The organism is Massilia pseudoviolaceinigra (assembly GCF_030846505.1).
GTDB classification, from domain to species: Bacteria; Pseudomonadota; Gammaproteobacteria; order Burkholderiales; family Burkholderiaceae_D; genus Telluria_A; species Telluria_A violaceinigra.
The window spans coordinates 371,713-386,764 of record NZ_JAVCWL010000001.1 but is presented as its reverse complement, the minus strand read 5'-3'; the positions used below and the strand labels follow the sequence as shown (position 1 = coordinate 386,764).

13 protein-coding genes are annotated in these 15,052 nt (G+C 63.2%); 9 read left to right on the top strand and 4 right to left on the bottom strand.

Annotated elements, in window-relative coordinates; all coding sequences use genetic code 11:
* Nucleotides 1-5: 5 nt before the first annotated feature.
* From RBA40_RS01790 to RBA40_RS01780, 3 genes are read left to right on the top strand one after another with little or no spacing between them, the layout of a single operon-like run.
* Complete coding sequence (locus RBA40_RS01790; protein WP_306645587.1) at nucleotides 6-1,088, top strand: AAA family ATPase; 1,083 nt, start codon at nucleotides 6-8, stop codon at nucleotides 1,086-1,088.
* Between the two features lie 7 nt (nucleotides 1,089-1,095).
* Nucleotides 1,096-3,351 (top strand): DUF5682 family protein, encoded by a 2,256-nt coding sequence (locus RBA40_RS01785; protein ID WP_306645418.1) that lies wholly within the window; start codon nucleotides 1,096-1,098, stop codon nucleotides 3,349-3,351.
* Nucleotides 3,341-4,498: a VWA domain-containing protein gene (locus RBA40_RS01780; protein WP_306645417.1), complete on the top strand. Its 1,158-nt coding sequence runs from the start codon at nucleotides 3,341-3,343 to the stop codon at nucleotides 4,496-4,498. Before RBA40_RS01785 ends, RBA40_RS01780 begins: the two co-directional genes overlap by 11 nt.
* A gap of 105 nt (nucleotides 4,499-4,603) precedes the next feature.
* Here RBA40_RS01780 and RBA40_RS01775 read toward each other — a convergent pair whose 3' ends face one another.
* From RBA40_RS01775 to apbC, 4 genes are all read right to left on the bottom strand, one after another.
* Entirely contained in the window at nucleotides 4,604-5,803 is a 1,200-nt protein-coding gene (locus RBA40_RS01775) for a right-handed parallel beta-helix repeat-containing protein (RefSeq protein WP_306645416.1), read from the bottom strand.
* A 175-nt stretch (nucleotides 5,804-5,978) separates the two neighbouring features.
* Complete coding sequence (locus RBA40_RS01770; RefSeq protein ID WP_306645415.1) at nucleotides 5,979-6,755, bottom strand: substrate-binding periplasmic protein; 777 nt, start codon at nucleotides 6,753-6,755, stop codon at nucleotides 5,979-5,981.
* 58 nt (nucleotides 6,756-6,813) lie between these two features.
* The gene (locus tag RBA40_RS01765; protein ID WP_374710446.1) at nucleotides 6,814-7,215 is read right to left on the bottom strand and encodes a DUF4399 domain-containing protein; all 402 of its coding nucleotides are present in this window, start codon (nucleotides 7,213-7,215) and stop codon (nucleotides 6,814-6,816) included.
* A 112-nt stretch (nucleotides 7,216-7,327) separates the two neighbouring features.
* Nucleotides 7,328-8,416 carry an iron-sulfur cluster carrier protein ApbC gene (apbC, locus tag RBA40_RS01760; RefSeq protein ID WP_099876903.1) on the bottom strand — a complete coding sequence of 363 codons (1,089 nt, stop codon included), beginning with the start codon at nucleotides 8,414-8,416 and terminating at the stop codon, nucleotides 7,328-7,330.
* Nucleotides 8,417-8,589: 173 nt separating this feature from the next.
* Between apbC and metG the strand changes: the two genes are divergently transcribed.
* From metG to panC, 6 genes are all read left to right on the top strand, one after another.
* Nucleotides 8,590-10,722, top strand: a complete 2,133-nt coding sequence (metG, locus tag RBA40_RS01755; protein WP_306645412.1) for a methionine--tRNA ligase — start codon at nucleotides 8,590-8,592, stop codon at nucleotides 10,720-10,722.
* Between the two features lie 8 nt (nucleotides 10,723-10,730).
* A complete protein-coding gene (locus RBA40_RS01750; protein ID WP_306645410.1) occupies nucleotides 10,731-11,210 on the top strand; it encodes a GNAT family N-acetyltransferase in 480 nt (159 codons plus the stop codon).
* A gap of 173 nt (nucleotides 11,211-11,383) precedes the next feature.
* Nucleotides 11,384-12,700, top strand: coding sequence for an enoyl ACP reductase FabMG family protein (locus tag RBA40_RS01745; protein ID WP_306645408.1), 1,317 nt, complete (start codon nucleotides 11,384-11,386; stop codon nucleotides 12,698-12,700).
* Nucleotides 12,701-12,828: 128 nt separating this feature from the next.
* Nucleotides 12,829-13,038 carry a DUF3460 family protein gene (locus RBA40_RS01740; protein WP_099876892.1) on the top strand — a complete coding sequence of 70 codons (210 nt, stop codon included), beginning with the start codon at nucleotides 12,829-12,831 and terminating at the stop codon, nucleotides 13,036-13,038.
* 17 nt (nucleotides 13,039-13,055) lie between these two features.
* Nucleotides 13,056-13,952, top strand: a complete 897-nt coding sequence (locus RBA40_RS01735; RefSeq protein ID WP_306645406.1) for a segregation and condensation protein A — start codon at nucleotides 13,056-13,058, stop codon at nucleotides 13,950-13,952.
* 35 nt (nucleotides 13,953-13,987) lie between these two features.
* Nucleotides 13,988-14,827, top strand: a complete 840-nt coding sequence (gene panC, locus RBA40_RS01730; protein WP_306645404.1) for a pantoate--beta-alanine ligase — start codon at nucleotides 13,988-13,990, stop codon at nucleotides 14,825-14,827.
* The last annotated feature ends 225 nt before the right edge of the window (nucleotides 14,828-15,052 follow it).

Genomic DNA, 15,052 nt, shown 5'->3' with positions numbered 1-15,052 from the left:
CCGCCATTTCTACCATCCTGCGCCAGCACGCTGAAACGCAGTACGCCGAGGAACTCGCAGCGCTGGCCGCGGCCGACACGCGCCAGCGTCCGCCGCGCTGGAAACTGTCGCCGTGGGCTGTGTCCAAATACCTGCTGGGCGGCACGCTGGACAATGGCGTCGAGATCAGCGCAAAATATATCGGCAATGCGCGCGTGATCGAAATCGCCGTGGCCACGCTCGCCACCGACCGCGCCCTGCTGCTGCTCGGCGTGCCGGGCACGGCCAAGTCGTGGGTGTCGGAACACCTGGCCGCCGCCATCAGCGGCGATTCGACCATGATCGTGCAGGGAACCGCCGGCACCAGCGAAGAAGCGGTGCGCTTCGGCTGGAACTACGCGCAGTTGCTGGCCAAGGGCCCGTCGATGGAAGCGGTCGTCCCGAGCCCGATCATGCGCGCCATGCGCGACGGCAAAATCGCCCGCGTGGAGGAACTGACCCGCATCCCGAGCGAAGTGCAGGATAGCCTGATCACCATCCTGTCGGAAAAAATGCTGCCGATCGCCGAACTCGACGATGAAGTGCTGGCGCAAAAAGGGTTCAATATCATCGCCACCGCGAACGACCGCGACCGCGGCGTGAATGAGCTGTCGAGCGCGCTCAAGCGCCGCTTCAACACCGTCGTCTTGCCGCCGCCGGCCACCGCCGACGAGGAAGTGCGCATCGTCGAAACCCGCGTCGCCAGCCTCGGCCGCGCGCTGGAGTTGCCGGGCGAAGTGCCGGCGCTGGAAGAGATCCGCCGCGTCGTCACCGTGTTCCGCGAATTGCGCGCCGGCGTCACCACCGACGGCAAACGCAAGATCAAGGCCCCCAGCGCCAGCATGAGCACGGCTGAAGCGATTTCGGTCATTACCAACGGCATGTCGCTGGCCGCCCACTTCGGCGACGGCACCATGCGCGGCGCCGACGTGGCCGCCGGCATGATCGGCGCCATCATCAAGGACCCGGTCCAGGACCGCGTCGTGATGCTGGAATACCTCGAAACCGTGGTCAAGGAACGCGAAGGCTGGAAAGACCTGTACCGGGCCTGCCGCGACGTGATGAATTGACTGGCCGATGAGCGTTCATTTATTCGGCATCCGCCACCACGGTCCGGGCTGCGCGCGCAGCCTGGCGCAAGCCTTGCAGGCGCTGCAGCCGGACTGCATCCTGATCGAAGGCCCGCCCGAGGCCGACGACCTGATTGCCTTCGCCGCCGACCCGGCCATCAAGCCGCCGGTCGCGCTGCTGGTCTACGTGCCGGCCACGCCGCAGCGCGCCGTGTTCTATCCGTTCGCCGAGTTCTCGCCGGAGTGGCAGGCGATGCGCTACGCAACCGCCAACGGCGTGCCGGTGCGTTTTTGCGACTTGCCGCAGGCGCACCGTCTGGCCGAGGAAGCGGCCGCGCCGGCTGCCGATGAATCCGAAGCCGGGCAATCCGATTCCGATACCGACGAACTGCACGAAGACCCGCTCCAATGGCTGGCCAACGCGGCCGGTTTTTCCGACACCGACACCTGGTGGGACCATCTGGTCGAGCAGCGCGCCGACAGCCTCGACCTGTTCGCCGCCATCGCCGAGATGATGAGCACGGTGCGCACCGAGATCGCCGCCCCGCCCAATCTGCGCGAGCAGCAGCGCGAGGCGTGGATGCGCAACGCCATCCGCCTGGCCGAAAAACAGGGCCACCAGCGCATCGCCGTGGTCTGCGGGGCGTATCACGTGCCGGCGCTGGCGAACATGCCGTCCGCCAAGAGCGACAACGACTTGCTCAAGGGCTTGCCCAAGGTCAAGCTGGCCGCGACCTGGACGCCGTGGAGCTATGGCCGCCTGGCGTTTCGCAGCGGCTACGGCGCCGGCGTCACCGCGCCCGGCTGGTATCACCACATGTGGAGCCACCCGGCCCAGGCCAGCCTGTACTGGCTGACCGATGTCGCCATCCTGCTGCGCAAGCACGACCTGGATGCCTCGTCGGCCAGCATCATCGAAGCGGTGCGGCTGGCCGATACGCTGGCGGCGATGCGCGAGCGGCCGCGGCCGGGCCTGGGGGAGCTGCAGGAAGCGGTGCGCGCCGTGTTCTGCTACGACAGCGATACCCCGCTGCGCCTGATCCACGACGCCCTGCTGATCAACGACCGTTTGGGCGAAGTGCCGGAAAGCGTGCCTACCCTGCCGCTGCCGCAGGACGTGCAAGCCCAGCAAAAGCGCCTGCGCCTGCCGGTCAAGGCCGATCACAGCCAGCTCGAACTGGACCTGCGCCAGGCGCCGCATCTGGAAAAAAGCGTGCTGCTGCACCGCCTGGCGCTGCTCGGCGTCGACTGGGGCCGGGCCGAACGCGTTACCGGCAAGTCGGGCACCTTTCACGAATGGTGGCGCCTGGCATGGGAGCCGGAATTCGCCATCCGCCTGATCGAAGCGAACGTCTGGGGCGGCAGCGTCGAGGCGGCCGCCACCGGCAAGGCGGTCAGCCAGGCCACCGAGGTGACCACCCTGCCCGAACTGACCGCGCTGATCGAACAGGTGCTGCTGGCCGACCTGCCGAAAGCGGTCGATTTGCTGATGCGGCGCATCGACGAAGTCGGCGCGCTCACGCCGGACGTGGGCTTCATGCTGGCGGCCCTGCCGCCGCTGGCCAGCGTCATGCGCTACGGCAGCGTGCGCGGCACCGATACCAGCGCCATCGGGCAGGTGGTCGACGGCCTCGTCACGCGGGCCTGCATCGCCCTGCCCTTCGGCGTGCTGGGCATGGCCGACGAACCGGCGGCCGAACTGGTCAGGCAGCTGATCGCCGCCGACCGCGCCATCCGCCTGATTCAGGAAGAAGCGCTGCTGGACGCCTGGTTCGGCGCGCTCGACCAGGTGGCGGGCAATGAACTGTCGCATCCGCTGATCAGTGGCCGCTGCGCCCGCATTTTGTCGGAGCAAGGCCACTGGGACGAAGAACGCACCGCGCGCGCGCTGGCCTTGCGCTGTTCGCATGCGAGTGCGCCGCTGGCCAGCGGCAACTGGCTCGAAGGCTTCCTGCAGGGCAGCGCCGCCCTGCTGCTGCACAACGACAGCCTGTGGAGTTTGGTCAACAACTGGATCAATCGACTCGATCCGGAAAGCTTCGTCGAACTGCTGCCGTTGCTGCGGCGCACCTTTGGCGCCTTTGAAGCGCCGGAGCGGCGCCAGCTGAGCGAACGCGCCGGCAGCGCCGGGGGCGCGGTGGTTTTCGCCGCGTCCGCCGGCAGCGTCGATGAAGCGCGCGCGCGGCTGGTGCTGCCGGTGCTCGGCATGATTCTCGGCGCCAGCGCTGCAACCTCAACACCGGAGACCGTTCATGTCCCATGAGCTCACCCCACAGGAACAAATGCGCCGCTGGCGCATGGTATTGGGCAGCGAACCGAACCAGCCGGAAGTGTCGCTCGGCGCGGATGACCTGGCCATGGACCGGGCCCTGTCGGCCCTGTACAACCCGCCGCCGGGGCGCAATGGCGCTCTGGGCGCGTCGGCGCCGAACGTGTCGCGCTGGCTGGGCGACATCCGCCAGTATTTTCCGTCGAGCGTGGTGCAGGTGATGCAGAAAGATGCGCTGGAGCGGCTGGGCCTGGAGCAAATGCTGCTGGAACCGGAAATGCTCAAGGCGGTCGAGCCGGATGTGCATCTGGTCGCCACCCTGCTCAGTCTGAATCGGGTCATGCCGAACAAGACCAAGGAAACCGCGCGCATGGTGGTGCGGCAAGTGGTGGACGAGCTCGAGCGCAGGCTGGCCAGTCCGTTCCGGCAGGCGGTGACGGGCAGTTTGAACCGGGGCACGCGCAACCGCCGGCCGCGCCACCACGAGATCGACTGGCTGCGTACGATCCGGTCCAATCTGCGCCATTACCAGCCCGAGTACCGGACGATTATTCCGGAAACGCGCATCGGGTTCGGGCGCAAGGGGCAATCGCTGCGCGACATCGTACTGTGCATCGACCAGAGCGGTTCGATGGCGCCGTCGGTGGTGTACGCCAGCGTGTTCGCGGCGGTGCTGGCCAGCATCAAGGCGGTCAGTACGTCGGTGGTGGTGTTCGATACGGCCGTGATCGACTTGACGCCGATGCTGGCCGATCCGGTCGATGTGCTGTTTGGGACCCAGCTGGGCGGCGGCACCGATATCAATCGGGCGCTCGGGTATTGCCAGGGCTTGATCGAGCGGCCGGCCGATACCATTTTCGTGCTGATCAGCGATTTGTACGAGGGCGGGAATAATGCCGAGATGCGCAGACGAGCCGCGGCGATGGTGGCGGCGGGCGTGCAGGTGATTGTGCTGCTGGCGCTCGATGATCATGGGGCGCCGGGGTATGACCACGCGAATGCGGCGTATTTTGCGGCGCTCGGGGCACCGTGTTTTGCGTGTACGCCGGATTTGTTTCCGGAGCTGATGGCTGCGGCGATCAAGCGCAGTGATGTGGGACAGTGGGCTGCGCAGGCGGGAATTGTGGGGATTAAGCCGTAACTCGTTCCCGCGCAGGCGGGAACCCAAGTTTCGTGGCCAGCGACTGTGCTACATACTTGGGTTCCCGCCGAGTGCCGCCTTGGCGCGGGAATGACGTTTGAGAGGTTACGGTGCGATCGACGTCGATTCATACGCCCCGATATCGAGCTGGCTGCTCACCGGACGTCCGATCCAGAACGCCACGTGCTTGTACTGCGCTACCGGCGTGAGCGAATACCCCGTCGCCGACACGCCAGGATCGGTGCCCGCATTGACCACCAGCGGCGATGGCGTCGGCCGCAGATCGTACGTCGCCCGGTTCACGAACCCCGGTGCGATCGAGCGGTAATTGGTCTTGGCCACCGTGCTGACCTGGGTGCTCAAGGTCCCGATCCCCGAAAAGATATTGTTCTGCAGCAGCACCGGCTTGGTCACGCCCGAACCGACCATCACGAACACGCCGCGCGCCGTATCGTCGTTCACAAACGTGTTATTCACCACATACAAATCATGGCCGGTATTGGTGGCGCCCTCTTCCCCATACGCGAGCATCGCGCCGTTCTGGTTGGCGGCCGGCTGCTGGATCACATTGCCGATCACGTAGGACGTACCGGCATTCGGCAGGTCGATCTCGTAACTCGGCTGCCCCGCCGCCGTCGAACCGGTCTCGCCAGGGCGCAGGCTGGAAAAACGGTTGTACAGGATATGGTTGGTCTGCGCGCGCGACTTGAGATTGTGGCCCACGTGCGCATCATGCGAGAAGTTGCGGCGGAACATCAAACTGCGCACCTTGCCGATATACAGATTGTGCGTTTGCCCCGTCCCATACCCGTTGCGACCGAATTCGGTCCCTTCGATGACGATATCGCTGAGCGGATTGGCGCCGCTGAGAATGCCGTTTTCATTGCTGTGAATGAAACTATTGCGCAGGGTGAAGCCAGTACCCTCCAGGCGCAGCGCGGCGCCGTTGCGGTCAGGCACCTTGGAGCCGAACATTTCCACGTTATCGATCAGCACGCTGTTGCCGACGACGACCCAGGTCGCCTTCCCCATCGCATTCTTGCCGGCCGCATCGATGCGCGGACGGCCGTTGACGCCGCGGATCGTCAGATAACTGGCGTAAATGCCGCAAACGTCGCCGCTGTACAACACGCCGCCGGTAATTTCGATCACATCGCCGTTTTTAGCAGCGGCAATCGCGCGGCACGGGGTCGCGTAGGTCTTGCCCGGGCCAACGCTCAAAATCGCCGCCGAGGCGATACCCTGCACGCCCAACACTGCCACTGCCGACACGCAAGCAGCACGCACTATGTTTTTCTTTATCATTTTGTCTCCTGGGGGAGCAGGTGGGCGTACAAACGCATCCCTGCGAACAATCAACTTGAAATATGACCATTGTCAAAGCGTCATCCATGCGAGTATGGTAACCGCAAGTTGTCAATTCTACGAGGAAGTTTTTAGCGCCGTCGCGCTTGAGACACGCCCGGCAGTGGCCGACCGCTCAGGGAACCTGCACGTTGAGGCGCTTGCCGAGCTTGCGCAGTTCGCCGCTGTCGACATAGGCATTGAAGGCGCGGTCGAAGCGGGCGCGCATGATGTCGTATTCCGGGCGCTTGGGGAAGGCGAAAAAACCACGTTGCAGGGAGATCGTGCGGCCCAGCGCCGCCACTTTGCCCTCGAGCGCCAGCAGCGGGATGACCGGCTCGGTATTGCGCACATTGCTGGCAAACAAGTCCACCCGTCCGTGCGCCAGCATGGTCAGCGCCGATTCGACCGAATTGGTCACGCTGACCGCCAAGTCCTTGAGTGCGGCATTGAACTCGTCGCCATAGGCCCAGCCGTTGATGATCACAATGCGCTTGCCGCGCAGGGAGGCGTACAGGCCATCCCAGGCGAACGGAGCAGCGCTGCGCGAAAAGAACACCATCTGGTCCTGGTAAAAGGGACGTTCGCAGAAGATGAAGAGCTCAAGCCGTTCGGGCGATTTGTAGGGGCCGACGAGGATATCGGCCTGCCCCTGTGCCACCATCGACTGCGCGCGCGCCCACGGGTACAGCTCGAAATGCACCGGCTGGCCCAGTTCGCCGGCAATGGCGCGGATGATCTCGACCGCCATGCCCGAGAATTCGCCATTGGCGCGCTCGTAGACGCGCGCAAAGTGCGCGCCGACGACAAGCAGCTCGCGCGGCGCGGCACCCGCCGGCAGGGCCAACGCCGCGGCCGCGCCCAGCAACAGGGCGCGTCTGGCAACATACACAGGGGAATAGGAGGGCTTCATGGCAGCAATTGTTTTCTCGATAAAAACAATTGTACTGCCGACAGCGCTCGCAGGGGAATTACTTGACGGTGACTTTAATCGACTTGCTCATCGGCGTGCCGTAGGACTGGTGCGCGCCGTTGGCGAACTGCATGGTCAGGGTGTACTCGCCCGGCGGCAGCTTGACGTCGGTTTCGGTCTGACCCTTGCCGAAATGCAAGTGCTTGTCGTCGAAGGGGATCGAATCGCCCTCCTTGATCGCGGCGCCGTTGATAACCAGGTGATGGTGCCCCGAATTGGCCACCAGCGCGCCGGCCGGCTTGACCTCCATGCCTTCGACGGCGAATTTCACCTTGAACGGGCTTTTGACGGTCGCGCCGTCGGCAGGCTCGACGAACGAGACCGATTGGGCCGACGCGGCCGCCATGGCCAGCAGCGATGCGGAGAAGACGACGTGCTTGATAAACGATTTCAAGTGAATTCCTTTGCGGTTGGAAAAGCGACAGTGGGAAATACAAGCCGTTGGCGCAGTGCACGCCAACCCTTGCCTATTTTGCACGTGGGCGCCGCGAAAGCGCCACACGCTTGCCTGCTCAGTCGTTCTTGATGACGATGCTCGGAAACTTGCTGGTCATGTCTTTCGCCTTTTCGGCGATCTTGATGGCCACCTTGCGCGCGATATCCTTGTAGATCTGCGCCACCGGACCATTGGGCTCGGCCACCACCGTCGGGCGGCCCGAATCGGTCTGTTCGCGGATCGACATCGTCAGCGGCAAGGCGCCGAGGAATTCCACGCCGAAGTCGGCGCACATTTTCGCGCCGCCGCCGTGGCCGAAAATGGCTTCCGTGTGGCCGCAGTTCGAGCAGATGTGCGTGCTCATGTTTTCCACCACGCCGAGGATCGGAATGCCGACTTTCTCGAACATTTTCAAGCCCTTGCGGGCGTCGAGCAGGGCGATGTCCTGCGGGGTGGTGACGATCACCGCGCCCGTGACCGGCACTTTTTGCGACAGGGTCAGCTGGATGTCGCCGGTGCCTGGCGGCATGTCGACGATCAGGTAATCGAGGTCGCGCCAGTTGGTTTGTTCGAGCAACTGCTGCAGCGCCTGCGTGACCATCGGGCCGCGCCACACCATCGGCTCGTCCGGATCGATCATGAAGCCGATCGAGGACACTTGCAGGCCGTGGTTTTCCAGCGGCTCCATGGTCTTGCCGTCGGTGGTTTCCGGACGCCCGTTAATGCCAAGCATCATCGGCTGCGACGGACCATAAATGTCCGCGTCCAGCACGCCAACGCTGGCGCCCTCGGCCGCCAGGGCCAGCGCCAGGTTGACCGCCGTGGTCGACTTGCCCACGCCGCCCTTGCCGGACGCCACCGCGATGATGTTCTTCACGTTCGGCATGATCTTCAAGCCGCGCTGCACGGTGTGCGAAATGATCTTGGAATACACGTTCGGATTGATCCGGCCCGCGCCCGGCAGCGCCTGCAGGGCGGCCACGATGGCGCTGCGGATGGCGTCGATCTGGCTTTTGGCTGGATAGCCGAGTTCGACGTCGAGCGCGATGTCGTTGCCGTCGAGCTTGATATTCTTGATTGTCTTGGAAGAAACGAAATCTTTCTGGGTGTTCGGATCGATAACCGCCGTCAGTGCGTTCTTGACGTCTTCTACTGTGATGCTCATGTAAATCTCCAGGGAATATGATGCCGAAACATGCCGAAGTTTAGCGCAAATCGCCCTGTCAAGCCTTGCCTGAATGGCAAATCCGGGCAATCCCCTGTGCGCAGTCGGGTCATCCGCTGGTAAAATGCTTCTCTGTTTTTCTTGATAAACTTTCCAATAAGCGCATTTCAACCATGACTCGCAAGCTGTTCGTCACCACCGCCCTGCCTTACGCCAACGGCGCCTTTCACATCGGCCACATGATGGAATACATCCAGGCCGATATCTGGGTCCGTTTTCAGCGAATGCAACGCGACGGCGACGCCCAGCGTGAGGTCCATTTCGTCTGCGCCGACGATACCCACGGCACGCCGATCATGATCGCGGCCGAAAAGGAAGGCATCACGCCCCAGGAATTCGTGGCCAAGATCGCGGCCGACCGTCCGCAATACCTGGACGGCTTCCACATTGCCTTCGATAACTGGTACTCGACCGATTCGCCCGAGAACGTGGAGCTGTCGCAAGGCATCTACCGCAAGCTGCGCGATACCGGCCTGATCGTCACCAAGACAGTCGACCGCTTCTTCGACCCGGTCAAGGGCATGTTCCTGGCCGACCGCAACATCAAGGGCGAATGCCCGAAATGCGGCGCCAAGGACCAGTACGGCGACAATTGCGAAGTCTGCGGCGCGGCCTACCAGCCGACCGAACTGGTGAACCCGTTCTCGGTCTTCACCGGCTCGACGCCGATTCTGAAGCCATCGGAACAGTATTTCTTCGCCCTGTCGGACCCGCGCTGCTACACCTTCCTCAAGGAATGGCTGAACACGCCTGGCCGTTTGCAGTCGGAAATGGTGAACAAGGTCTCCGAGTGGCTCGGCGACGCCGGCGAGAAACTGGCCGACTGGGATATTTCGCGCGATGCGCCCTACTTCGGCATCCCGATTCCTGATGCGCCGGGCAAGTTTTTCTATGTCTGGCTGGACGCGCCGGTCGGCTACCTGGCCAGCCTGAAAAATTACTGCAGCAAAAAAGGGATGGATTTCGATGCCCTGCTGAACGATCCGGACACCGAGCAAGTCCACTTCATCGGCAAGGATATCGTCTCCTTCCACCTGCTGTTCTGGCCAGCGATGCTCAATTTCGCCGGCCACCCGGTGATCGACAAGCTGAAAGTCAATGTCCACGGCCACCTCACCCTGAACGGTGAAAAGATGGCGAAGTCGCGCGGCACCGGCATTTCGCCGCTGCGCTACCTCGACCTGAAGATGAATCCGGAGTGGCTGCGCTACTACATCGCCTTCAAGCTGAACTCGAAGGTGGAAGACCTCGACTTCAACGGCGAGGACTTCATTGCGCGCGTGAATAGCGACCTGATCGGCAAATACGTCAACATCGCCAGCCGCTGCGCCGGTTTCATCGCCAAGAATTTCGAGGGCAAGCTGACCTCCACCCTCTCGCCGCACGCGCAGCAGTGGATCGGCCGCGCGCTGACGGTGGACGGCAATGAACGCCAGGCCAGCATCGCCGCCAACTTCGAGAGCCGCGAGTTCGGCAAGGCGCTGCGCGAAATCATGGAAATTGCCGACATCACCAACCAGTATGTCGATGAAAACAAGCCGTGGATCCTGGCCAAGGACCCGGAAAAAACGGCGCAATTGCACGATGTCTGCACCACGGCGCTGATCTTGTTCCGCCAGATCACCGTCATGCTTTCGCCGGTGCTGCCGCAGATCGCTGCCAAGGTCGCCGAATTCCTGCGTGACGATGCGTTGACCTGGAGCGACACGACGGGCGCCGCCGTGTACGAAACCATGCTCGGCCGCGAAATCGGTGCCTACAGCCACCTGATGACCCGCATCGACGCCAAGATGGTCGACGCGCTGATCGACAAGCCGGCCGTGGTGGCCGCGCCTGCACCGGCGCCAGCCGTCGCCGCGCCGGCCCTGGACGCGCCCGAACGTGGCGATATCGAAGAACTGGCGCCGGAAATCAAGATCGACGACTTCACCAAGATCGACCTGCGCATCGCCAAGATCGTCAACTGCGAACAGGTGGACGGCTCCGACAAGCTGCTGCGCCTGACCCTGGACGTGGGCGAAGGCCGTCTGCGCAACGTGTTCTCCGGCATCAAGTCGGCTTACACGCCCGAGCAGCTGATCGGCAAACTGACCGTGCTTGTGGCCAACCTGGCGCCGCGCAAGATGAAATTCGGCGTTTCCGAAGGTATGGTCCTGTGCGCCTCGGCCGCCGACGAGAAAGCTAATCCTGGCTTGTACGTGCTGGAACCGTGGCCGGGCGCGCAGCCGGGCATGCGCATTCGTTAAGGACGCCGATGAACCTCGTGGTGCGCCCGGCTGGCGATGACGACGCCCAACTGATCGCCGACCTGACCCGGGCTTCCTGGGCTGGTACGGTGACGGTGACGTCGAGCGGCCACCGCGAAACCGCCCAGCGCGTGGCCGAACAGCTGCGCGACGGCGGCGCCTTCATTCTCTTGCTCGACGATGCGCCGGTCGGCTCGGTGCGCTGGGCTCCCCACGAGTTCGAGCCGGATGTGTGGGAAATCCGGCGCATGGGCGTGCTGCCGCAATGCCGTGGCGGCAACCTGTCACAGCACCTGCTCGAAGCGGTGATCCACCAGGGCCTGGCCAGCGGCGTGCAGGAACTGCGCCTGGCCGTGCGCGACGACCAACCCAGGCTGCTGGACCTGTACGCCGCCTACGAATTCGAGCTGGCCGACGAACTTGAATACTCCCACGCCAACGCGCTCGAACCGCCGCCGCGCGTCATGCGGCGTGTGCTGCGCCATTGAGACGATCATCACTCTTGTACCTCATCGCATCGCTGCAGATATCGGACCCCGCAAGCGGGGGCTATAATGTCGCGCTTGACGAGAAAAACAACATGCCCCGCTCCTGCGCCCTCATGGCGCCGGCCGGGGTGGTGGGCCCGGGGCCCGAACCTTCTTACTTTTGAGTGGTATCTATGACCGAATTGACTTCCTTGAGGCACATTCCGCACGCCAACCTGTTTCGCAAGGGCGACGTGTTCGTACTGTTCGGCGAACTGTTCGGCCGCGGCTACGCTAACGGCCTGATCGATGAGGCACGCAAGGCCGGCATGACCATCGTCGGCATCACCGTCGGCCGGCGCGACGAGAACAACGCGCTGCGCGCACTTAACGAAGAAGAACTGGCCGAAGCCGAAGCCAAGCTGGGCGGACGCATCATCAACGTGCCGCTGATGGCCGGCTTCGACCTCGACGCGCCCGAAGGCGAACAGAACCCGACCGAGATGCTGTCCGGGCTCACCCTCAAGGGCTGGCAGGAAGAAAAGCTGGATTGGGCCGCGGTCGAGCGCTGCCGTGAAGTCGGCGTGCGCCGCTTCGCCGCCTCCGCCGCCCAGGCCATGGCCGAGATCGACAAGCTCATTCCAGATGGCAGCAACGTCTTCTTTGCCCACACCATGGCCGGCGGCATTCCGAAGATCAAGGCTTTCCTGGCCATCGCCAACCGTATCTATAAAGGCCGCGGCGAGCGCTTCATGTCCTCGCGCGAACTGCTCGATAGCGACCTCGGCAAGCTGATCTTGATGAACTTCGACGAAGTCACTGCCAACACCCTGCAACACCTGATTACCGCCAGCGCGGCCATCCGCGACCGGATCACCGCCAAGGGCGGCCAGGTGCGCTACACGGCCTACGGCTACCACGGCAGCGAGATCCTGATCGACGGCAAGTACCAGTGGCAGACCTACACCAACTACACCCAGGGCTACGCCAAGATGCGCCTCGAAAGCGTTGCGCAGGCAGCATGGGCCCAGGGAATCAGCGCGACCGTGTTCAACTGCCCGGAAATCCGCACCAACTCGTCGGACATTTTCGCCGGTGTCGAACTGTCGCTGTTCCCCCTGCTCGCCGCGCTCAAACGCGAAGACGGCGGGGCCTGGGCCGAGCAGCAATGGGCCGCCTGCCAGGAACTGCTGAACGACGGCGTGTCGCTGCAAAGCCTGATCGACCAGATCGAGGCCTATAACAACGACCCGGTCAGCGCCAGCTTCCGCAACTTCGACGCCTGGCCGATGGACAACACGCCGCCCCTGGCGGAAGTAATGATCGGCACCTCGGACGAAATGACCAAGCTGCACAAGGACCGCAAGGCCCTCATCACCGACCACCTGAGCGCGCTGGTGCTGGAAAGTGCCGGTCCGCTGATGTTCTACGGCGCGGCCGAGAAAATCGCCCCGGTGGTGTGGCTCAATCACGACATCATCGCCAAGCAACTGAACCAGCTGCACCCTTAAGCGCGCGAGCGCATATCCTCGTCGGGCCGTCATGGCGGCCGACGAATTTCCCCTGCCGCCTTGCTCGCGGTAAAATAGCATTGTCCGCTACCCAAGTCGCTACCCGCGTCGCTACCCGTGTCCATATCATGAAACTGACCAAACAATTCCAGCTTTACGAATCCGACCACACCAAGTTCATCCGCGAACTCAAGGCCAAGAATCCCGAGATGGAAGCCGGTCAGATCGCCGGCCGTGCGCTGCTGTGGGACAAGGCACCGACTTCCCTGGCCGAGCAGGATAAAACCAAGGAATCGCGCGTGAGCCAACAAGCGTACGTGTACCAGAACAAACTCTGACGTCCAAGGGCGAGACCATGTTGCCAGAAGAGGCGGCGACGGAAGAACTCGCCACCGAGCCAGGTGGCTCGCTAGCTGACGCGCCTGCCGCGCCGGTCGAGCTGCCGGCGGTGCTGGAAACGCCGCCCGAGGTGCCCGCCTTTGCCCGATTGTACGGCGAGCCGCTGCTGCGCATGCCGACCGACCTGTTCATCCCGCCCGACGCGCTCGAAATCTTCCTCGACGCCTTCGAAGGCCCGCTCGACCTGCTGCTGTACCTGATCCGCAAGCAAAACTTCAACATCCTCGACATTCCGATGGCGCAGGTCACCCTGCAATATCTGAAATATGTCGACCAGATCCGCCTGCACAACCTGGAACTGGCCGCCGAATACCTGCTGATGGCCGCCATGCTGATCGAAATCAAGTCGCGCATGCTGCTGCCGCAGCGCGTGGTCGACGACGACCTGCTCGACACCTACGATCCGCGCGCCGACCTGGTGCGGCGCCTGCTCGACTACGAGCAGATCAAGCTGGCCGCCTACGAAATCAACGCCATTCCCCAGCTCGACCGCGACTTTACCCGCCCCGCCCTGTTCGTCGAGCAAAGCAACATCCCCAACTGGCCCGACGTCGACCCGGTGGACTTGCAGCGCGCCTGGCTGGACGTGCTCAAGCGCGCCAAGCTGACCCAGCATCACCGCATCAGCCGCCAGGAACTGTCGGTGCGCGAGCACATGACCTCGATTTTGCGGCAACTGCAATCGGCGCGCTTCGTCGAATTTGCCGACTTGTTCCAGGGCCAGGGCGGCGTGCCCATCGTCGTGGTGCACTTCGTGGCCATGCTGGAACTGGCCAAGGAAACCCTGATAGAAATTACCCAGGCCGAGCCGTTCGCGCCGATTTACGTGCGCCTCGCCTACTCCCCGGCGTAAGCCGATTCATTTGATACCCGTTTGAGGAAAGCCCCATGAAAATCATCTCTTCCGTTGAAGAACTGCGCGACCAGCTCAGCGGCCAGCTGCGCACGGCCTTCGTGCCGACAATGGGCAACCTGCACGAAGGGCATCTGTCGCTGATGCGTCTGGCGCGCAAGCATGGCGACCCGGTGGTGGCCTCGATCTTCGTCAACCGCCTGCAGTTCGGGCCGAACGAAGACTTCGACAAATACCCGCGCACCTTCCAGGCCGACGTCGAGAAGCTGGAAAAGGAAGGCGTGTATGTGCTGTTTGCGCCGACCGAAAAGGATTTATACCCGGAGCCGCAAGAATTCCGCGTCAGCCCGCCGCAGGACCTCGGCAATACGCTGGAAGGCGAATTCCGTCCGGGCTTTTTCACGGGCGTGACCACCATCGTCCTGAAACTGTTTTCGTGCGTGCAACCGAAGGTTGCCGTGTTTGGCAAGAAGGATTACCAGCAGCTGATGATGGTGCGCAACATGAGCCGTCAATTCGCCCTGCCGACGCAAATCATCGCCGCCGAGACCTGGCGTGCCGACGACGGGCTGGCACTGTCGTCGCGCAATATGTACCTGTCGGAAGCGGAGCGGGCTGAGGCGCCGGCGCTGTACCGGAGTCTCAATGCCGTGGCCAATGAAGTGCGTTCCGGTCACCTGGATATTTTCCAGCTCGAACACAAGGCGATGGAAGAGCTGGCGCGGCGCGGCTGGAAGCCGGATTACATCTCCATCCGCAAGCAGAACGACCTGCAGCCGCCGACCGCGGGCGACCTGGCGCAAGGGGCGCCGCTGGTGGTGCTCGCCGCGGCCAAGCTCGGCACCACGCGCCTGATCGACAACCTCGAAATCTAGGCACGGCAGCCAAATTCCGACACCTCAAGGCGAAAAACTCCCACCCCGGGGGTCAGAGCTCCAAATTGCAACATGAGCGATGTTCGCTCTCGCCGTGAGCGGCGTCGGATGCTTTCGTCAACCCGCCGAAGCACGAAGCGCTATTTAGCAGCATTACCGCAACATGCCCACACCGGGGTCAGAGCTCTGATTAGAAAGATTTCTAGTCAGAGCTCTGACCCCGGT